Genomic DNA, 20,701 nt, shown 5'->3' on the forward strand with positions numbered 1-20,701 from the left:
CGGACTTCACGATGGCTAAAGGCCAATATCTGTTGCACCATCTTTTTGCCGTGGGTTGTCGTTTTTATGACTTCTTGTAAATCAGCGTGGGCCTGACTCTTCGGGGGCACCTCATCCAGAGCCATGTCGACATAGCCATGGATTACTTGCAGGATATTGTTGAAATCATGGGCGATACCGCCGGCCAAGGTTCCCAGCGTCTCCATTTTTTGTGCCTGGCGAAGCTGCTCCTCAAGCTGCTTTCGTTTTTCTTCACCCTGCATGCGTGCGGTGATATCCTCTAGAACAATAAGAAAATGCCTAGTAGCGCCCGCAGAGTTTTTTACTGCTGTTATAGACAATGATTCCCGGTAGGGTTCACCATTCTTTTTCTTGTTCTGAAACTCACCGCGCCACTCGCCGCCGGTCGTTATCGTTTCCCATACTTTTTTGTATTCTTCAGGCGTTTTGCCAGATTTTAGAATGCTTGGTTTTCTTCCGATCACTTCTTCAGAAGTGTACCCGCTTACTTGTGTGTATTTTGGATTGACATATTCGATGTTGCCCTGCGTATCAGTAATTATGACACCAACTGGACTTTGTTCGACTGCACGTGATAGCATGCTTAGTTGTTCCTCTGCGAGTTTGCGCTCAATGGCCAGCGCGATTTGCTCGGATACGAATGTCATCAATCCTAAATCTTTCTCGGAATAAAGTGTGGGATTCGTATAACTTTGAACGACTACCACACCGATGACCGAGTGTGCAGTCTTGAGGGGTGCTCCGAGCCATTGGGCGGAAGGGGTGCCCACCAGTTCCACCTCACCCTTTTGTATGAGCTGTCTATGCACTTCTTCATTTGCTAAAAGGGGAATGCCGGTCCGCCTGACATAATCCTTCAGGCTTTTGCGAAGATGCTGCGGCGCGAATTTCCTCGACTCTTCATGTTCATCAACGCAGTAGGGGAACGAATACCGATCATTCTCAGCGTCGTAGAGCGCGACGTAGAAATTGGTGGTGTCGATGAGGAGACCGACTTTTTGACAGATGATTTTCAGAAGCTCTTCGAGGTTACTTGAAACACTCGTTGCTTCCGAAATCTGAAACAGTACAGATTTGATATCCTCCGCCTCCTTGCGCTCGGTGATGTTCAGCAAAACACCTTGAAAAAAATCTTTTCCTTGGCAGTAGTCAAATGCCAGCACTCCTTGATCTTCAACCCACAATTCAGCCCCGTCCTTTTTCTTCAATCGGTAAGAAACTATGGCTGATCTGTCTTCACGGTACTTTCTTAGTACCTTGTGCCTTTCCTTAAGCGTGAAGTAGAGATCTTTGACAATATTCGTCCTCAGAAGCTCTTCTGCACTTTCATATCCTAACATTTCTACCATGGCGGAGTTTACTGTAATGAACTTCCCTTCCTTTGTTGACTGATAAATACCCAGAGGAAGTTGTTCGACAAGTTGCCGATATTTTGCTTCGCTCAGTTGCAGCGCCGCCTCCGCCTGTTTGCGCTCGGTGATATCAAGTACAACTACTCCCACAGCTATTGGCTTTCCATCTTCTCCCATTACAGGGAAAAAAGAATATATAAACCAACGAATTTGATCCAGGTCCTTTGGCAATCTCGTGTTGAATTCATGATTGCGAGCCGGTTTACCTGTTTCCAGTACTTCGAGCAGTCGAGGCAGAATATCCTGTGCCGCATCGGGTAAAACCTCTGCAAGGCGCCTTCCCAGATGATCCTCCACTGGCAGACCATTAATATCAGCAAGGGTTTTATTGATTCTGAAATATCGAAATTCGGGTCCTTCGAGAATGGCCAAACCGGCAGGCATATTTAATAGAATTGTGTCTATGTATCGCTGGGATTTTCTCAGTTTTGCCTTCACCCGCGTGTAGCTGCTTTTTGCTTTTTCGAATTTCCGAAGCCGCTTTCGCAGCATTGCAATTTCTTTGGCCATTTCGGCAATGGTTTCGTTCTTGAAAATGTTCATAATGCTCTTCCTATCCCTCAATTACGATTTTGAATGTTTGAATTCTGAATGATGATTTGAAAATGAGAGTTGAGCTGGGGTTATTTTCATTTCCGGCTGGTCTGGAATGCGATCTTCCGCATGTGGCTATAGTCATCTTGACCTGCCCAAAGTTTAGTTTTGGTTGTGCTAAATGATGATATAACTGCGGGTAGTAAGGTTCCGTCCCGGATTCAGAACAGAATAATAATGATTAGAGCCAGAGTGAAAGGATTCCCATTGTGCGATTCATCCGGGAATAGAACGTCTTAACATAAGAAAAAATAACGAACCATACAAGGATTGTTAAGAAATTGTCAAAATTTGATTCAGAATTAGACGTTCGATTGAGTAGCGATCCGGCTCTGACGACAATTCTCTTGCCGCCTGTTCACATTCCGGAGAACAATTGCACGTGCATTTCGCGGACCCGCAGGGTTTTGCAAATCAGGGTACAGAAACGGCAGGGCCGCATTTCTTGGCAGGTAGGCTGCTCTAATAAAAGCCGGAGATCCTCAATTCGTGATTCGCGCTCAAGCGAGGTTATATCTATTTTTGGTATTTTCATGGCGGTATAGGGTCCGCAAACTGGACAAATAGTCATCCTGAGCTGCCAGGATTATTGATTATCTAAAATCTCCGGGTCAGTTTGCAGTCACTGTCTTGACAACCGTGACTTTTTGATTACGATTCGAGTTTCTGTCTTTGATTCGAGCCCAACGCTGCAAGGCCTTTTCCAAATCCTTCATTTTCACTGGTTTGCTGATGTAGTCATCCATTCCAGCTTCGAGGCACTTTTCACGCTCCCCTTTCATGGCGTTAGCAACTCCTGCAGGGCTTGCGCGTACAGCGCCGCATTTTCCAACGCTGTTGAGTCAACAAGTTCTGTCTGCAGATGGGATACATACCATAACAGGATTACAGCTCCTGTGCAGAAAATAACTGCCGGCAGAACAATGATTCTCTCATGTAGTATGCGCGTAAACCAGGCCCAGGCTGTTTTTACAATCCCATCGTCTGCTGCATCGTTCTGTGGCCTGGCGTTTTCATGATTATTCATCATGTTGTCTCTTTAAGTATTCATAAATTTTCAAACCTTATTTGCTTTTGAGGTCACCCCATATACTTAATAAACTCTTTTGCAATAAAAAATGGAATAATGAAATAGAGTATCGAATCCCGGATTAAGTAATAAAGAATGATCAACAGCAAAATTTTGGCTCCCCGCAACTCAAGCAGCGTTTTGAAACTATAGTTCCTGACTATATAAATGCTGTCAATTACATAGTATTTGTAGAGTCTGAAAAGAGCAAACCGCTTTCGGTAACTTGTAGATACAGATTTCAGTCCATGTTCTGACGATTTTAAAAAATTCGGATCAATCATACCCATTAAACTCACAGTTCGATTTTGAATAAAATATTGTGCTTTGAATTTTCGTCAAGTCGACGACCTTATTTAATAATGCCTGTTGTAATTAGAAGTGGAATGACAACATAGATGATTAATTCTCTAATTAAATAATAAAAAAATAACAACTAGAAATTTCCAGCCCTTGCGTTTTAGTAATTCCTTAAAGCCATGATTCTTGACAATAAAAATGCTGTCCATAATGTACGCTTTATAAAGCCGAAAAAAAAGTTGCGTTTGAAACGGTCAGGTATTGCAATTTTGCTGTTCGTCAACATAATATTTCCAGAGTTATGTGATTTGTTTTCTGCCGTGGTATTCCTCAATCTGCAAGCTCTTTCCAGCTATGTTTGGCATCCGTTTTGGCATAGAAGAAGGTGCCAGCCAGCTTTATTGGTTCAAATAGCGGTGTGATATTAAAAGTGGTTTCAGAACCTCCCAACGCGAGCAAGCCATCTGCGGTCATTGTCCGGCAGATATTATTATAAATCTTGCCTTTGGTTTCAAGGTCAAAATAGATCAGGACATTTCTGCAAAAGACCAGGTCGAAACTGCCTAATGCCGTGGTGTCATGTTGCAAAACATGCAACCGGCTGTTTACGGAGCTGTTAATGGCGTCAAACTCCTCCTTGAAAATTTTATAATTAGCGATCAATTTATCACTGCTTTGCCGCATTTTATAGGCAAGCGTTTTGGTTTGATTTGACAAAGATTTGATTTCGGTAGCAATATAGGTAAAAGCTGCCCCTGATGAGCCCGCCTGATTCGCGACAAATACGGAGTTGTATGATAGAAGGGCGATGTCGTTAGAGATTTCGGTAATTTCCAAAATAGATCTTCGCAGATTCTCAATCTCATCCATCTTCTCTTTTATTTGCTTAAAATGATGTTGATCCTTCTTGAACATCTCCTGGATAGAAACCGCGACATGTTGAAATTTTTGTTTAGCCGTATCGAGTGTTTCCATCACTACACTGGGCCCGCTCAAAGACTCATCATCTGAAATAAAGTATTCAATCAAAGCGCAGGTTTCTTCATTATCACTGTCAATCCGTTCAATTATTTTAGGCAATTTTTCAGCAATACCCTCGTAGGTCGCTGCGGTGATATCCTGCAGGTTTTGAATTTTATTTTCACAACTCAGGATTTCACAGCTGAGGCTTTCAACTATCTGGAGATAAGATACCAGAATTTTATCTTCAGTTTTGTTTTCCATAAGATATCTGAAACTATGATTCTAAAAAATTGCCTAAACTTTGCATCATCTTGTCTAAATCGGCATGGAAACAAAAAATGTTTAAATGAAAGGTGAAAATAAAATTATCTAGTTTCAGAGCGCTCTGTCATTGCTCGTAGGGGACGCAACTATGCGTTCCAACCCATTCGGGATTACAAATTGATCGTTGCGGAGATTAACGAAGGGGTCTCCGCAACGGTGCACCTGTGTAACGGAAACCGTCCTGAAAAAAGCGGGACTAATTTCGTCACGATCACTTTCCACCCTCTTCGCTCGTTCGGGATTTGTAATCCCGAATGCCTAATGAAAGGGCGCTGTCCAAAAGTCCAGAAATGTCGTGGTGGATTCCCCAATAGGCTTGTGCCCGCATGATTCAAGCGGGTAACCATCCGGGAATGACAATTTACAAAAAAATCCTTCCTTATTATATAAAGCCTCATTATATAAAGCCTCACCTCTTATAAGCCTAAATCTAAGAAAAATCTTCATATCTAACCCGTCATTTCCCTTCCTCGAGAAGTGAAATCCCCATCTAAAGTAAGTCGAAAAGGTGACGATGTTAGATCGGGGAATTGGAGCAAAATTGAATGCACCAAGAACTGAAATTCAGTATTGACGAGAAATAAAACGACTAGGTTTTAAATATGCCAGATGCAGAACAGCAAGAATTATTACTCGCATTTATTGAAGAGGGAAACGAGCTTTTAGACGAATCCGAGCCGTTATTGATCGAGCTCGAAACAAAGTCGAACGAGTCCGGTGAAGTTGACGGCGAGGTTATCAATACTATTTTTCGTCTGTACCACTCATTAAAGGGCGGGGCCGGCTTTCTCGATCTCGATACGGTTGGCAAGGTGACACATGTAGCGGAAACTTTGCTCGATCTTTTCCGAAAAGGGAAAGGCTCAATTAGCAGCGATCACGTGGATATTCTCAACAAAACCTGTGATTTCCTGAGAAAACTTCTCAACAATATTGAAACCAATTTTACCGACGCAGGCTTCGAAGATGAAGCTGAAGATATTATTCATGATTTAAAGAAAAAAATCGAAGGAATTACCGGTGAAGCAGGGGAAAGTGCACCCCAAAAGCCGGCAGAACCTGCGGCCAAAGAAGCAGACACTTCAGAAAGTTCACATGCGGAAGAAAAGCCCGGCGAACCAACTGAAGTTCCAAGTGATATGCAGTTAACCATCACTCCGGAAATGGTTAAGCAGTTCACTGCCGAAGCTGAGGATATGTTGACAGCCACTGAAGAGGCGTTTCTAATTCTCGATAAAGATCCGACAAACCAGGAACAGCTTGGCGAAGCGTTTCGTGCTTTGCACAGCTTTAAAGGGAATGCCGGGTTCTTTGGGTACGGCGATCTTGAAAAACTCAGCCATCAGGCGGAAACCGCGCTTGACAAGATCAGACTGGGTGAGATTGGTGGAGACAGCCAGCTCTTCTCACTCCTTTTGGAAATTCTTGACTTTCTCCGCGACGGAGTTGAGCAAGCGGTTGAAGGCAGACAACCAACCATTGCAGCCCTTCCGGGGTTAACAAATCTGCTGCAGGGCAACGTGGCAAGATTGGAGAGCATCAAAGCCAAGAAACCGAAGGGGGAACCGCAAGCCGATAAACCTGAAAAAGCTTCTGAATCAAATGAGGCTAAAGAAAGAGTAAAGAAACCAGCTCCGCAAGCGAAGAAAACTGCGCCAAAGGCAAATTCAAAGGCTACGGCGCCGGCGCCGGCGCGAAAAGCTGCACAGCGGCAGTCGATCCGGGTGGATATTGAAAAACTGGAAATGCTGCTGGACCTGGTGGGTGAGCTGGTCATCGCCGAAGCGATGGTGGCTCAGAATCCCGATCTCAAAGAACTGCTTAATGTTTCCCTGGATCGTTTTGAAAAATCTGCTTCGCACCTCAACAAGATAACTCGTGACTTGCAGGATATTGCCACTTCAATTCGGATGATTCCATTATCCGCGACCTTTCGAAGAATGATCCGGCTGGTGCGTGATTTGGCGCACAAAACCGGCAAGAAAGTCGACCTGGAAATTATCGGCGAGGAGATTGAAGTGGATAAAACGGTGATCGAAAAGATAACCGACCCCCTGGTGCACATGATTCGCAACTCCATCGATCATGGTATTGCTACGCCGGAAAGTCGTAAGAAGCTTGGTAAACCGGAGACCGGCCACCTCCTACTTGAGGCGAAATACGTCGGCGGGGAAGTCTGGATTTCCATTAAGGATGACGGTCAAGGTTTGAACCGCGAAAAGATTCTGGAACGGGCTATTGAGAAGGGGCTCGTCGAAGGGGATGGTTTGGACATACCGGATGCGCAAATCTGGCAGCTTATCTTTCAGCCTGGATTTTCAACCGCGGAAAAAGTTACGGCTGTTTCCGGGCGCGGGGTCGGCATGGATGTGGTCAGGCGAAACATTGAGGACATTCGCGGCAAGGTGGATATCGTTTGTGTCCCTGGCGAAGGCACTGAAGTGATATTGCGCATTCCGTTAACGCTGGCGATTATTGACGGCATGCTTATTCGTGTTGGCAGGAGCCTGTACATCATCCCGATTATTGCGATCCGGGAGACCATCAAAGCAAAATATAAAGACATCACCACAATGATGGACGGCCAGGAAATTATCAACATCCGCGGCAACTTATACCCTATCGTTCGCTTGCATGAATTTTACGGTATAGAGCCTTCCTCCACGGAGTTAACGGAAGGCATTTTAATGATAGTTGAAAACGCGGGCAGAAGATTCTGCTTATTTGTGGATGAGTTAATCGGTCAGCAGCAGATTGTTATCAAAGGACTTTCGGAGTATATCGGCCAAGTGAAAGCAATTTCAGGCTGTACCATTCTCGGCGACGGCAAGGTCTGCTTGATCATCGACATTGCAACTCTGGCAGATCGAGCTGAACAAGGGAAAAATGCGGTGGCACAAACGAGCATTCAAGATGCTGTAGTAAGTGTGGGATAGAAGATAGAAGATAGAGGTGGTTGTAGCCGAAGTGACCACACTTCGGATTCGGTAGGCCGAATTCTTGCGAGCACTTTTAGCACGATAAAACTTGATATAAATCTTTTAAACTATAATTAAAGTAAGGTGAAATCATGGTTGAAATGGATACCAAAGGTTTTGATACGGTTGAAGAAGTTGAAATGGAAGATACCCAGGAAGGCAAGTTCCTGACTTTCATTCTCGGTAACGAAGAATACGGGATTGAAATCCGCAATGTGACCGAAATAATCGGCATCCAAAGTATGACCGATCTGCCGGACACTCCGCCTTTTGTCAAAGGTGTGATTAACTTGCGCGGTAAGGTCATTCCGCTGATCGATGTCCGGCTTCGTTTCAACTTTGAAGAAAAAGAGTACGACGACCGCACCTGTATCATTGTTGTGAATATCGAAAATATGTCGGTTGGTCTCATTGTTGACACGGTTTCCGAGGTTATGGAAATCCCGGAAGGCGATATCGAGCCGCCGCCTAAAGTGAATAACAAAGCGGGCAGCCGTTACATTAAGGGCTTAGGAAAAGTCGGTGAGGAAGTGAAGATCTTGCTCGATACACACAAGCTCTTGTTCGGTGACGAGATCGAGCAGATTACGGAGTCAATTGCGGCGTAACCCCCCCCTAAATCCCCCCTCGAGGGGGGACTAAGGGGGGCGTTCCAAAGCTTTGCTTTGGAACGGACTGCGAAGCAGGAGCTCAGCGTGCCAGTGCGTTCCGACGCAGAGCATGGGAACGAATACAAATAATTAATTAGCCTGTGATGTTCTGAGAAGATGTAAAAGGAAAATTTGAAATGAAAAAAATTGGATTAGGCATTACCGGTAAAATGATAGCGATGAGCGGGTTGTTGCTATCTCTTTTCGTCGCGTCACTTTTTTATCTTTCAATTAAAATAAGTGATGGAACGGCTGTGATTGAAGAGCAGAGCAATACCCTATCCCAGCTAAAAATGGCAAAGGATATTTCGAGCAGTTTTTCCAGCATGCGCTATTGGCTCGCCGATTTGGCGGTAAGCCGGTTAAACGAGTCCGAAAAGAAAGCTGAAATCGCGCGTGGGCATTTGGTTACCTTATTTGTTCAATTAGAACAAACTGATGCCGACCTGGCGAACACCCTTCGGGAGCAGGTTAATAAATACTATGAAGTCGCTTTGTCAAGCGTCGACGCTTATGTTGATGAAAATCGCGTCCTGGGAAATTCGCTTACGGCTGATGTAAGAAGAAGCGCAGAGGTCATTGATACGCCAATAAATGAATTGATTCAGGCCGCGGAAGTGAATGCAGAAAAGGCCGGTGAAACGGTCGTTGAGAGCAATAAAAGTACAAGTAGAGTCTCGATTTTATTGATGGTGCTGGTTACGGTAATCGGCTGTGCTCTGACCTGGTTTTTCTCGAGCGGGATAACCAAACCTTTAAGAGAAATTTCAGATACGGCTTCTCAGATTGCCCTGGGAGATATTGAACAAAACATCGAATACCGGTCAGCGGATGAAATCGGTGCGCTAGCCGATTCTTTCCGAAAAATGGTTGCTGCTTTAAAGGCAAAAACAGAAGTCGCCAGGCAAATTTCCAAAGGGGTGGTTGATGTTGAGGTTGAAAAATTGTCTGATGCGGATGTACTCGGCGAGGTGATGATTGAGATGAAGGATTCACTGCAAAGTAAAGCGGCCGCTGCCAACCAGATTGCCGACGGTGATCTCGATACGGAGATAAAAATTGCTTCTGAAGAAGATGTCCTTGGCAATGCGATGGTTAAGATGCTTGAAAGTCTTAAGAAAAGTCGTGCGGATGTAGATGAAGCTTTTGAGGAAGTTCAGGGCAATTTAAAAGCGGCGCGAGTCGTGGTTGATGAAGTCAACCGCGTGGCTGAAAATTTGAAAGATGGAAAATTAAGCGAGCGGGCAACAGTTGCCAATGCAGAAGGGGCGTTTAAAAATTTGGTCGATGGCTTTAATGCTTCAATCGACTACATTTTAGAGCCGGTTAACGAAGCCGTCGCAGCGCTGCAGCGAATGGCGGAAGGGGACTTGACCGTTTCGATTCAGGGTGATTACAAAGGGGATCATGCCTTAATGAAGGATTCAATGAACACCACTTTGCAATCTTTGAATGATATCCTTAGCCAGGTTTCTGAAATGGTAGAGCAAGTTTCAGTCGGCTCACAGCAAGTTTCTAATTCTAGCCAGTTCCTTTCACAAGGAGCAACAAAACAGGCAAGTTCTCTGGAAGAGATTGGCGCTTCAATGAATGAAATTGGCGGGCAAACCAAGCAGAACGCGGAAAATGCCGGTCAGGCAAACCAACTCTCGAAGTCAGCTCGTGACACGGCCGAAGAAGGCAACAAACAAATGAAAATGATGTTGACGGCCATGGGCGACATCAACAAATCTTCAGGCGAGATTTCTAAAATTGTCAAAGCGATTGACGAAATTGCTTTTCAAACCAATCTGCTGGCTTTGAATGCGGCTGTCGAAGCTGCCCGAGCCGGCGTCCACGGCAAAGGCTTCGCGGTGGTTGCCGAGGAAGTTAGAAATCTGGCCCAGCGCAGCGCTAAAGCTGCACAGGAGACAACTGAGCTGATTGAAAACTCGGTTGGCAAAGTAGATACCGGAACGAAATTAGCGAATGTGACAGCCAAGGCTCTGGAGCAAATTGTTGACGGCGTTGCTGAAGTTACGGATTTGGTTGGTGAAATTGCCATAGCCTCAAATGAGCAAGCTAAAGGTATCGAGCAAGTGAATGCAGGTTTGGGGCAAATTAATGAAGTAACCATGACCAACACAGCCAGCGCCCAAGAGAGCGCTTCTGCCACTGAAGAACTTTCAAGTCAGGCCGAGCAGCTCAAACATATTTTGAGTAAATTCAAATTGAAGAATCAACCTGAGCAACCCGGTGCAGTCAGTCATTCTCCGAGCCAAGTTAAAATTGTAGATAAAATTGACTTTTCCGCTGACGATGAAAGCTGGGGCGGTCAGAAAGAACAGGATTCAGGTTCGGATTTTATCGCGTTGGACGATGATGAGTTTGGTAAGTTCTAAATGAAAACGAAAGGATAATTGGATACGGAAATGAATTGGTTTTTTGATGGCTAAAGGTTTTTAGCAATGTTTAGCTAAACATTGATAGGTCATCAAATGTAAACTAACCACTGCAATCCAACTGCCCGAAGAACTAGACAAAAATAGAGTACGTGCGGGGGTTAAGGCCACAACACATTTAAACGAATGCGACTGCTTACCGCAGTTGAACCTTAGGATTATAAACAATGTTTTTGAAGAAACTGAAGATAAAATTTAGAATGCTGCTGTTTTTCATAACCGCAATTGTAATGGCCATGACCGCTATCATTTTAATTACATCAAATCTGACAAATAAAGCGGTTACCACTGAATTGAAATCATCCCTTCAAGTAATGATTAATACCGTTACAAATGCAGTCAGTGCGGGTCTGGAATTTGATGATAAGGATGAGGTGGCGTCGTCGGTAAATGCCTATACCCGTCAGGAGCTGTTTTCCTACATCAGTGTGTCGGACAAAGAGGGTAATGAAGTGTTCCACTACCGCAAGGCGGGACTAAAGCCTCTTGAAATGAGAGATATTAAAAGCAAGGCTGAAATTCCGAATGAGATGTTCAATCAATCACCGGTTGAGTCCAATGGAGAGCGAATTGGTACTGTAACCCTCGGAATATCGCTTGAGGAAAGAAACCAAATATTGAGTTCTACTCGCTGGGTGACTTTGATGCTCTCGGTTGGAATCACGGCAATTTTTGTGGTCATGACCCTATTTATCGCAAACAAGATTTCCAAACCCATTCAGGAAATTACTGCCATAGCTGAAAGGTTGGGGCAGGGCGACCTCAACCAGGAAATATCGATTCGAGGTGAGGATGAGATTGGCCAGCTGGCGGCTTCTTTTCGCAAGATGATAGAAGCCTTAAAATGTAAAGCAGAAGCCGCCCGGCAGATTGCAAAAGGGGCTGTAGATGTAGATGTTAAAAAATCGTCTGAAGCGGATGTGCTCGGTCAGGCGATGATAGAGATCAAAGATGCTTTGCGAGCCAAAGCACAGGTAGCAAATCAAATTTCCGAAGGAAACCTTGAAGCGGAGATAAAAGTAGCATCTGAGCAAGATGTTCTTGGCAATGCCATGGTTTCTATGTTGACAAACTTGAAAGAAGGCCGCGAGGAAGCGGGATCTGCCATGGCGAAAGTAGAAACGAATTTGAAGGAAGCCCAGACTGTAGTAGAAGAAGTAAATCGGGTTGCAACACTTCTGGAGAAAGGTAAATTGACTGAGCGTGCACGGGTTGACAATGCCGAGGGTTCTTATAAGAAATTGGTTGATGGTTTTAACAATGCCATTGAAAATATTCTCAAGCCGGTGAACGAAGCGGTTAGCTGTCTTTCGGAGATGGCTCGTGGCAACCTGACTGTGTCTGTAAACGGTGACTACCAAGGCGAACACGCGCTTATGAAGGAGTCTATGAATGCGACTTTAGCTGCTTTAAACAAAATTCTCGCCAGAGTGACGGTCACGGCCGATCGTTTTTTTAGAAGTGCGCAACAGGTTTCGGATTCCGGTCAGAATCTGTCTCAAGGTGCAACCAAACAAGCGAGCTCATTACAAGAGATTACTTCTTCTATGAGTCAGATTGGATCCCAGACGAAATTGAACGCTGAAAATGCCTCACAAGCAAGCCAGCTTTCAGGCGCGGCGCGAAATAATGCCGAGGACGGCAACAAGCAAATGAAGAAAATGCTCAAGTCCATGGACGAAATCAAATCATCCTCAGATAAGATTTACAAAATTATCAAAACGATTGATGAAATTGCTTTTCAGACGAATTTGCTTGCCTTGAATGCAGCAGTGGAAGCGGCACGAGCCGGAGTCCACGGTAAAGGTTTTGCCGTTGTTGCAGAGGAGGTGCGTAATTTAGCCCAGCGCAGTGCCAAAGCAGCACAGGAGACAACCGAGCTGATCGAAGATTCGGTCATGAAAGTTGAAGGCGGTACCAGGCTCGCTAATGTAACGGCCCAAGCTCTGGAGCAAATCGTTGACGGCGTCGCTAAAGTCACGGATTTAGTCGGTGAAATTGCCACCGCCTCTAATGAACAAGCTGCGGGTATCCAGCAAGTAAACTCCGGGCTGAATCAAATAGAACAGGTGACCCAGGGGAATGCGGCTGCTGCCGAAGAGACCGCTGCAGCGGCCCAGGAACTTTCCAGCCAGGCGGTTGAGCTAAAAAGTATGATGAGTAAATTTAATCTTCGCAACCAGGGGCCGATAAATAATGAATCTAATTTTTCAAATGATTCAGTGACATATGTCGATGAAACGGCTGTTTCGGAAAGTGAGGAAAGCTGGGGCGGGAAAGCTGATCAAAACGATTCCGCAGACTTCATTGCTTTGGATGATGATGAGTTTGGCAAGTTTTGAGAATCCGTAGGCAACGCATATATGCGTTCCCGACATCGTTCCCATGCTCTGCTTTGGAACGAGAAGAGAAGCCGGACAACTCCGGTGAGACATCCGCAAACGATTCCGGGAATATGACCATCTTTAATGAGAACGCTAAAGTAGGTGAGGAAGATGCCTGGAGTTTCTGAAAAACTTCCTGTCACTGAAGTTAAGACAGACGATCTGATTCCCTTAAACGACAAAGAGTTTGAACTGATCAGGGACCTGGTTTACAGCAGGTTTGGCATAAACCTGACAGAACAAAAACGCTCTTTGATTGCCGGAAGATTAAATAGGACACTTCGGCAAAACGGTATCGATAGTTTCCGAGCGTATTATGATTACGTCATTTCGGATCAGACCGGGCAGGCTTTGAGCAAAATGGTTGATAAAATTTCGACCAATCACACATTTTTCTATCGCGAGAAAGAACATTTTGATTACCTGCGTGACACCGTTCTCCCTGAGCTCACGCGACAGGCTCAAAAGAGCGGCAAAAAAGTTGTGCGTATCTGGTGCGCTGCGAGTTCTTCCGGAGAGGAGCCCTATACTTTAGCCATGCTGCTTTGTGAATATTTTAAAAGTGATTTGGCTGCATGGGATGTCGGGATACTGGCCACGGATATTTCTTTCGATATCTTGGAGAGCGCTAAGAAAGGGATCTACGACGACCGCAATGTTTCACAACTTCCAAAAGAATTGAGAAATAGATATCTTAAAAAGCTTCCGGAAAATAAGTGGGAGGTCAATAATAAAATTAAAGAGTTGGTGCTTTTCAGACGACTTAATCTTATGCGCCAAGAGTTCCCGTTTCGAGGAAAATTTCAGGTCATATTTTCGCGGAATGTGATGATATATTTTGATGAACCCACCCGCGAATCTTTGGTCAAACGATACCATCGTTATATGGAGCCGGGTGGATATCTGTTCATTGGTCATGCTGAAACTTTGGGCCGAAATAACAATCTCTACCGTTTTTTGAAGCCGGCGGTTTATCGTAAGGAACCAATAAATGAGTAAGAAGATTCGAGTATTGGTGGTCGATGATTCCGCAATGGTTCGGAGCATCCTTTCGAAAGGTTTGGAACTGGATCCAGATATCGAGGTGGTAGGCAGCGCAGCAGATCCCTACTTTGCCAGGGATAAGATTTTAGAATTGCGGCCGGACGTCCTGACCCTCGATGTTGAAATGCCGAAAATGGATGGCGTCGAATTCCTGCGCCGCCTAATGCCGCAATATCCTGTACCCACTGTAATGGTCAGCTCTCTTACCGAGCGCGGCAAAGAGATAACCATGCAAGCTTTGGCAGCCGGGGCAGTTGATTTCGTCACCAAACCAAGCACGGATATCGCCCGCGGTCTAAACGGCATGTTAGATGATTTACGCTCGAAGGTTAAAATTGCTTCCGGGGCAAATGTCAGTTCATGGAAGAATAAGCAATATAAGCTTTCTAGGACTCTTTCATCAATACACAGCTCGCTGGCTGAATCAACGGATAAAGTGATTGCCATCGGGGCGTCCACCGGGGGGACCGAAGCCATTCGAATGATATTAACACAGCTTCCCTCAGATGTTCCTGGAGGAGTCATTGTCCAGCACATGCCGGCAGGGTTTACCAGCATGTTCGCCAAAAGCTTGAATGAACAGTGTGCGGTCGCCGTTAAAGAGGCAGAGCCCGGAGACCGGGTGATGCGGGGAAGGTTTTTAATTGCGCCAGGAGATTTTCATATGACCGTAAAACGGTCGGGAGGTATTTACGTGGTTGAATGCAATAAGAACGGGAAAGTGTGCGGCCATCGTCCTTCTGTTGAAGTTCTTTTTCAGTCCGTTGCGAAATATGTTGGGAATAATGCAGTGGGGGTTGTTTTGACCGGAATGGGAAATGATGGGGCTGACGGTTTGGTTTCTATGCGAGAAAGAGGTGCCCGCACAATAGCCCAGGACGAGTCTACAAGCGTGGTTTTCGGAATGCCAAAAGTAGCATTTGAACGAGGAGGAACAGATAAATTAGTTCCCATACATAAGGTTGCGAGTGAAGTTATGAGTATGCTTTTGGAGAAAAACCAGTGAATGTGATTTATGTAGGTGTTGGAGAATATGCAACTTCTGTGACGCCCGGAGAAATTGTAAAAACTTTGGCTTTGGGGTCGTGCGTTGCAGTTGTCATGTTAAATGCGAAAAACAAGTCAGTTGGTTTGGTGCACATCGCATTGCCCGAATCTTCTATCAACAAAAAAAGAGCCAAGGAAAAACCTGGCATGTTTGTCGATACCGGCATTCCTGATTTGCTGGAAGAAATGAAGAAATTAGGTTATGACGGAAGCAGCGGATTGATTATAAAACTTGCAGGAGGTGCAAGTATCATGGACCCGAATGAAACCTTTAAAATTGGTAAGCGTAATGTTCTGGCTATTCGAAAAACTCTTTGGCGCTTTCGTTTGGGTACGATTGCCGAAGATGTTGGCGGAAATATCAGCCGGAGCGTTGCAATTGATATGAACACAGGAAAAGTCATTATCTCTTCACCAGGAAGAGGGGAGTGGGAATTATGAGTATGATAGAACAAATTACTCAGCGAATTAAAGAACAACCGTTGCCTTCATTGGTTGCCTTTGAAATATTAAAAACGATTGAAGATGAAGATCACTCGATGAAGGCTGTGGTACGATTGGTTGAAAACGATGCCTCTTTGACCTCGGAAGTGCTCAAGATGGCCAACTCCGCGGCTTACTACCGCGGCCAACCGGTGACCACCGTGAGCAGGGCTGTCTTACTCATGGGAGAAATGATGGTCGTTGGCGTTGCGATATGCGTATCCACTTCAATTGTTTATCAGAAACCCCTGGATGGCTATGATAGTCCGGAAGGTGAACTTTGGGACCATTCGCTGCGAAGCGCGATTGCATGTCGGGAACTGGCTAAGTTTACAAAGGGAAAAGTGAATCCCGGCCTGGCTTTTACCGCAGGTTTGCTGCACGATATCGGTAAGTCGGTTATTTCTGAGTTTTTAGTCGGCAGCACGGAAGAGATGACTGATTTATGTACTGGCAAGGAAGCAGCGGACTATATCGAAGCCGAAAGAAGAGCCGTGGGAACCGATCACTGTGAAGTTGGCTACTCGCTGGCGCAAAGGTGGGGGTTGCCCGAGATGCTCTGTATGGCTATTCGCGATCACCACCATCCGGCCAAGACCGAAAATGAGTATAAAGCTCTGGTTTATACGGTTCATCTCGGGGATATTGTTTCCATGCTCGGCGGCGGGGGCACCGGATCCGACAGTCTGGCTTATACAGTAGATAACGAATATGAAAAATATCTCAATATCCAGCAAGATCAGTTAAGCGAAATTTTATTAAAAGTTGGGGAAGATTTTGCTGAACTAAAAGAGACTTTAAGGTTATAAGGGAAGCTTGAAAATGATTAAAAAAATAATCATTGTTGACGATTCTGCAACTGCACGGATGATCATCAAACGTTGTTTAGAAATCGCCGGATTCCTTGATGTCCAAGTGATAGAAGCGAATGACGGCCAGAAAGCGCTAAGCCTGGCTAAGGAAAACCAGGCTGATCTGCTAATTACAGACTTAAACATGCCGAACATGGATGGACGCACTTTATTAAAACGTGTGAAAGCAAGTCCGCGTTTAAATCACATGCCGGTCCTGGTCATTTCCAGCCTCAGTAATGAGGCCGTTGAAAAAGAGCTTGTTGAATTGGGCGCTTTGGCTGTTGTTAGTAAGCCGATATCGCCAACAAGCGTTTCGGAAGCGCTACAAAATATAAATGAAGAAAATAACGAAGAAAACCAGTGGGGTTAATCACATGATCGAAACGATGGATAATATTCAAACTAAACTGGCATCGGCTATTTCCAAGACCATGGAAAGTATGACCTTCGAAGATGTGGAAATCGTAACTGACGAGACCGTTGATCCATATCTTGGGGACCATAAGCTCTGGGCCGTTTTACCGGTTATCGAACCTTATTCAGGGGAATTGGTTCTCGTAGTTCCACTGGCGTGTGCTAAAATTCTTGCGGCAGAAGCCTTCGGAGAAATTGATGCCGAGCGCTCTCTTGAAGAATTGCAAGATCTTGTTGGGGAAATCCTCAATACGCTGGCAGGCAGGTTCCTGGATGAATTGACGCCTTCCGGGGAAACATTTCAGCTTGGCGTGCCCACGAAAGGTCAGGGAAAGTTGCCGCAATTCGATGATGAGATAACTTCTATCTTATGGGGTATGGGAGAGTATTATTTAAAGACACTTGTGGTTGGCAAGGAATTGCAAAGAGCTAACGATATTAAAAAACGAGGAAGTTTATAACCCTAATGAAAGTTTTGATTGTTGATGATTCTGCTGTGATGCGTAAGATAGTTATGAAAGCGCTCATGGAAGCCGGCCACACCGATCTTGTCGAAGCGGCAGACGGTAAAGATGCCCTGTCGAAAGTCGGGGATGTAGATGTGGTATTTACAGACTGGAATATGCCGGTCATGGATGGACTCACTTTTGTTAAAGAGTTCAGGAAAGTTTCTCAGATTCCTGTTGTAATGATTACTACTGAAGGCGGGCAAAAAGAGGTTCTTGAAGCAATGAAGTCAGGAGTGACGGATTATATCGTAAAACCGTTTACGCCGTCAATTCTCGTTAGCAAGTTAGAGTCTCTTATGAAAAAATAAGAGATTAATGAAAAAAGATTGGAGATTCAACTATGAGTGACAATATTGTAGCAAATCAGAACCTCATTCAGGATTTTATCGATGCCACCGGGAAGGTTCTGTCGACCATGGCCTCATTCGATGTTAAAGCGACCGAGGCGCGGGAAATTAACGGTAATGGTAACAGCCAAGATGTAACGGTCTGTTTTGATATCACCGCTGTGCTTGGTTTTTCAGGTGGCCGTAAAGGGTCGCTTTTGGTTTCATTTCCCCGAAACATTGCTTTTAGGACAGTTGGCGGAATGCTCGGCATTGAATTTACTGAAATTGACTCCGATGTCAGAGACGGGGTGAGTGAGCTGGTAAATATGATTGCCGGTGGCGCCAAAACCAAGCTTCAAGATAAAGGCATTGATTTTGAGCTTTCTATACCCAATACGATTATTGGATGGCAGCATAAAATCGCCGGAGGCGCTTCTACAACCAGAACGCGTGTTGATTTTGACTCGGACATTGGTAGTTTTTTTATTGAAGTATATTTAAAAGAGGACTACAAAGGAGTATGATTGACAGCCGTACAAAGGTCCTGATTGTGGACGATGACATAACCTCGCAGCGGATCATGGAGAAAATCATCCGCATATCAGTGGGAACGCAATCTTTTTCTTGCCGAAGATGGCTCAGAAGCTTTGAAAATTTATGCTGAAAGAGCTTCCCAGTTTAGTTATTTTAGACGTTGTGATGCCGTTCATGAAATACGTATACAAGTTCTGCAGACCATGCGCAAAAGCTCCAGGCTCGCCAAATGAATGTACTGGCATGTACAGCGGTTGATGATCATAAAATTGGCAAAGAAGTTTTAAAGTACGGTGTGCTTGACTACCTGATAAAGCCGGTTAATAAGGAAACACCAGTAGATAACTTAACCAAGCTGTTTAAGACAATTAATTAGTTTCTAATTGAAATGGCCCAGGACGTATTAAGTCAGAGCGAAATAGATGTTCTGCTAACCCAAACCCAACAAGTTGACGAGGAGGGTGGTGAAGAACAGCCAATAGCAGTAAAAGAAAAAGCTGTCTTCTCTTTTAATTTCCGCAAACAAAAGAAATTCAACAAGAGCCGGCTGGTTCTGCTGGAAAGCATTCACAAGAGGTTTTTGCGGAATTTTGAAATCACCATGACAAACCTCCTGAATCGACCCTTATTGACCACCCTGGCTGCTTCATCAGAGCTAACCTTTGGGGATTGCATGGAGTCCTTTTCCTCACCCACCTGTCTTTATGTCCTCAATATCAACGATGGTAAGGGCAAATTTTTATTGGAAATCGATCCCAATTTTGCATTTTATGTTATCGATAAAATTCTTGGCGGCGGTGCTAAGGATTCGACGACCATGGATCGCGAGTTAAGTCTGATTGAAGAAAGAATCATGCATCGGGTGGTAAGTCTGCTCAGATTGGATTTAAAAAATGCGTGGGATAGAGTGCAGTCTATGAACATAGAGCTTGATGGCTTTTATTCCCAACCTGATTATGTTCAAGTTATTGCAGGTAATGAAACGGTTATCATGGTTTCCATGGACGTGAGAAGCGGCGACAAAGTATTAGGGTACGTGAATCTTTGTTTGCCAACCACTTTCTTAGAATTACTGCTGCAAAAATATGAGATAACTGAAGATACACTACGCCGGCCTCCCGAACAATATAAAAGAGACCAGAAGGATATCGGGTACCAGGTCATGAAGTCGACATTGCCCATAAAAGCTGTTTTGGGTACCACAAATATGAAAGTTAAAGACTTATTAAATCTGGAAACCGGTGATGTTATTTACCTGCCTTCCGAACCGAATAGCGCCATCGATCTTTTTGTTGGAGAGCTGAATCTGTTTAAAGCCCTACCTGTGAAAAAAGAAAATACCCTTGCAGTAAAAATAGAGAAAATTATCAGCCAAAAGGTTTGAGTGATTGTTTTTTTTGATTCATCTCTTGTTTAGAAGCCCTCAGGCCAGCCTCATTTATTTTTCCCCTTTAACTTAGACCTAACCCGCTCGTTGGGGATTTTCTCTGCGCTTCTTTTTCATAGAATCCCCAAAGTCAATTATTTGGTGGCCAGGATACCCCATTTTTTCCCGTTATGTGTAGCACAGTGGCCTCTGCCACTATATGCATTGGATTTGCGGTGGCTGAGGCCCCGTCTACCCGGTTAAAGGATAAACGCAAAGTGTTGTGACGATGGTCAGTTTCCCCTCTTCTTCCCAAGCTCCCGCATGGGAAGGAGGTAGTGATAACCTGCATCCTATAAATTAAATTCATTTTGTTGTAGAAAAGCTTGACTTCAACTTCCAATTTGTTTACTTTGTTCTAAACAAAAGTAACAATGGCTTTTCTGTGAGATGACGAACGAAAAAATAGAAGAGAAGAAGAAACGCTTAGCTGATTCTGTAGGTGATTTTATAAGATATTGGGGGTTTAAGGAAGTTCACGGCAGGATTTGGGTTCATATCTATCTTTCCGATAATCCGATTACGGCGAAAGAGTTAACCAAAAAACTTGGCGTCACGAAGGGCCTGGTGAGTACGGCTCTCGCCGAACTCATTGCTTATCAGGTTGTTGAAAAAGTAAATGTGGGGGATGCGCGGTCGCCAGGTTACCAATCAAATACCGATTTAGTTCAGGTTATTAACAATATCCTCCGGAATCGCGAACTCAAACTCACGACGAAAATCAAGGAAGATAGTGAGGCGCTGGCCAAAGAAATGGTTGGCGCCGATGCGGAAATGTTAGACAAAATCAATAAATTGCAGGATATGACCCGATTTGCGGTGGATAGCTTACAAAAGCTCTTGAACAGCAAAGTCATATCCACTGAACGATTTATAAAAATAATGAGACTTATATCTTAGCCGGGAGGCGAAATCAGGAGGGAGA

Annotated in this window: 20 protein-coding genes; 15 read left to right on the forward strand and 5 right to left on the reverse strand. The window is 44.6% G+C overall.

Annotation, left to right across the window (positions count from 1 at the left end; translation table 11 throughout):
* From IH879_04040 to IH879_04060, 5 genes are all read right to left on the reverse strand, one after another.
* Positions 1–1,976 (reverse strand): PAS domain S-box protein (locus IH879_04040; protein MCH7674104.1); only part of this gene is annotated, 1,976 nt, incomplete at its 3' end.
* A 409-nt stretch (positions 1,977–2,385) separates the two neighbouring features.
* On the reverse strand, positions 2,386–2,598 hold the full coding sequence (locus tag IH879_04045; GenBank protein ID MCH7674105.1) for a hypothetical protein: 213 nt from the start codon (positions 2,596–2,598) through the stop codon (positions 2,386–2,388).
* A 40-nt stretch (positions 2,599–2,638) separates the two neighbouring features.
* Positions 2,639–2,809, reverse strand: a complete 171-nt coding sequence (locus tag IH879_04050) for a hypothetical protein (protein ID MCH7674106.1) — start codon at positions 2,807–2,809, stop codon at positions 2,639–2,641.
* Positions 2,806–3,057, reverse strand: coding sequence for a hypothetical protein (locus tag IH879_04055; GenBank protein MCH7674107.1), 252 nt, complete (start codon positions 3,055–3,057; stop codon positions 2,806–2,808). Before IH879_04055 ends, IH879_04050 begins: the two co-directional genes overlap by 4 nt.
* A 669-nt stretch (positions 3,058–3,726) precedes the next feature.
* A complete protein-coding gene (locus IH879_04060) occupies positions 3,727–4,620 on the reverse strand; it encodes a hypothetical protein (GenBank protein ID MCH7674108.1) in 894 nt (297 codons plus the stop codon).
* 665 nt (positions 4,621–5,285) lie between these two features.
* Here IH879_04060 and IH879_04065 point away from each other — a divergent pair.
* The 15 genes from IH879_04065 to IH879_04135 all read left to right on the forward strand — a co-directional run bounded on the left by IH879_04065 (position 5,286) and on the right by IH879_04135 (position 20,676).
* Positions 5,286–7,619 (forward strand): chemotaxis protein CheA, encoded by a 2,334-nt coding sequence (locus IH879_04065; protein ID MCH7674109.1) that lies wholly within the window; start codon positions 5,286–5,288, stop codon positions 7,617–7,619.
* 143 nt (positions 7,620–7,762) lie between these two features.
* Positions 7,763–8,269, forward strand: a complete 507-nt coding sequence (locus tag IH879_04070; GenBank protein MCH7674110.1) for a purine-binding chemotaxis protein CheW — start codon at positions 7,763–7,765, stop codon at positions 8,267–8,269.
* Positions 8,270–8,448: 179 nt separating this feature from the next.
* Positions 8,449–10,692 carry a HAMP domain-containing protein gene (locus IH879_04075; protein ID MCH7674111.1) on the forward strand — a complete coding sequence of 748 codons (2,244 nt, stop codon included), beginning with the start codon at positions 8,449–8,451 and terminating at the stop codon, positions 10,690–10,692.
* 227 nt (positions 10,693–10,919) lie between these two features.
* Complete coding sequence (locus IH879_04080; GenBank protein MCH7674112.1) at positions 10,920–13,094, forward strand: HAMP domain-containing protein; 2,175 nt, start codon at positions 10,920–10,922, stop codon at positions 13,092–13,094.
* Positions 13,095–13,247: 153 nt separating this feature from the next.
* Complete coding sequence (locus tag IH879_04085; GenBank protein MCH7674113.1) at positions 13,248–14,135, forward strand: protein-glutamate O-methyltransferase CheR; 888 nt, start codon at positions 13,248–13,250, stop codon at positions 14,133–14,135.
* Complete coding sequence (locus IH879_04090) at positions 14,128–15,186, forward strand: chemotaxis response regulator protein-glutamate methylesterase (protein ID MCH7674114.1); 1,059 nt, start codon at positions 14,128–14,130, stop codon at positions 15,184–15,186. Before IH879_04085 ends, IH879_04090 begins: the two co-directional genes overlap by 8 nt.
* Positions 15,183–15,668: a chemotaxis protein CheD gene (locus tag IH879_04095; protein ID MCH7674115.1), complete on the forward strand. Its 486-nt coding sequence runs from the start codon at positions 15,183–15,185 to the stop codon at positions 15,666–15,668. The genes IH879_04090 and IH879_04095 overlap by 4 nt, the downstream gene beginning before the upstream one ends.
* Positions 15,665–16,519: an HDOD domain-containing protein gene (locus tag IH879_04100; GenBank protein ID MCH7674116.1), complete on the forward strand. Its 855-nt coding sequence runs from the start codon at positions 15,665–15,667 to the stop codon at positions 16,517–16,519. Before IH879_04095 ends, IH879_04100 begins: the two co-directional genes overlap by 4 nt.
* 16 nt (positions 16,520–16,535) lie before the next feature.
* A complete protein-coding gene (locus IH879_04105) occupies positions 16,536–16,934 on the forward strand; it encodes a response regulator (GenBank protein ID MCH7674117.1) in 399 nt (132 codons plus the stop codon).
* The gene (locus IH879_04110; protein MCH7674118.1) at positions 16,900–17,439 is read left to right on the forward strand and encodes a chemotaxis protein CheX; all 540 of its coding nucleotides are present in this window, start codon (positions 16,900–16,902) and stop codon (positions 17,437–17,439) included. The genes IH879_04105 and IH879_04110 overlap by 35 nt, the downstream gene beginning before the upstream one ends.
* Before the next feature lie 5 nt (positions 17,440–17,444).
* Positions 17,445–17,795: a response regulator gene (locus IH879_04115; protein ID MCH7674119.1), complete on the forward strand. Its 351-nt coding sequence runs from the start codon at positions 17,445–17,447 to the stop codon at positions 17,793–17,795.
* 32 nt (positions 17,796–17,827) lie between these two features.
* Positions 17,828–18,340 (forward strand): chemotaxis protein CheX, encoded by a 513-nt coding sequence (locus tag IH879_04120; GenBank protein ID MCH7674120.1) that lies wholly within the window; start codon positions 17,828–17,830, stop codon positions 18,338–18,340.
* A gap of 239 nt (positions 18,341–18,579) precedes the next feature.
* Complete coding sequence (locus IH879_04125; protein MCH7674121.1) at positions 18,580–18,726, forward strand: hypothetical protein; 147 nt, start codon at positions 18,580–18,582, stop codon at positions 18,724–18,726.
* 12 nt (positions 18,727–18,738) lie between these two features.
* On the forward strand, positions 18,739–19,734 hold the full coding sequence (gene fliM / locus IH879_04130; GenBank protein ID MCH7674122.1) for a flagellar motor switch protein FliM: 996 nt from the start codon (positions 18,739–18,741) through the stop codon (positions 19,732–19,734).
* Positions 19,735–20,166: 432 nt separating this feature from the next.
* Positions 20,167–20,676, forward strand: coding sequence for a hypothetical protein (locus tag IH879_04135; GenBank protein ID MCH7674123.1), 510 nt, complete (start codon positions 20,167–20,169; stop codon positions 20,674–20,676).
* Positions 20,677–20,701: the final 25 nt, after the last annotated feature.

This window comes from candidate division KSB1 bacterium (assembly GCA_022562085.1).
GTDB lineage: Bacteria > Zhuqueibacterota > Zhuqueibacteria > Oceanimicrobiales > Oceanimicrobiaceae > Oceanimicrobium.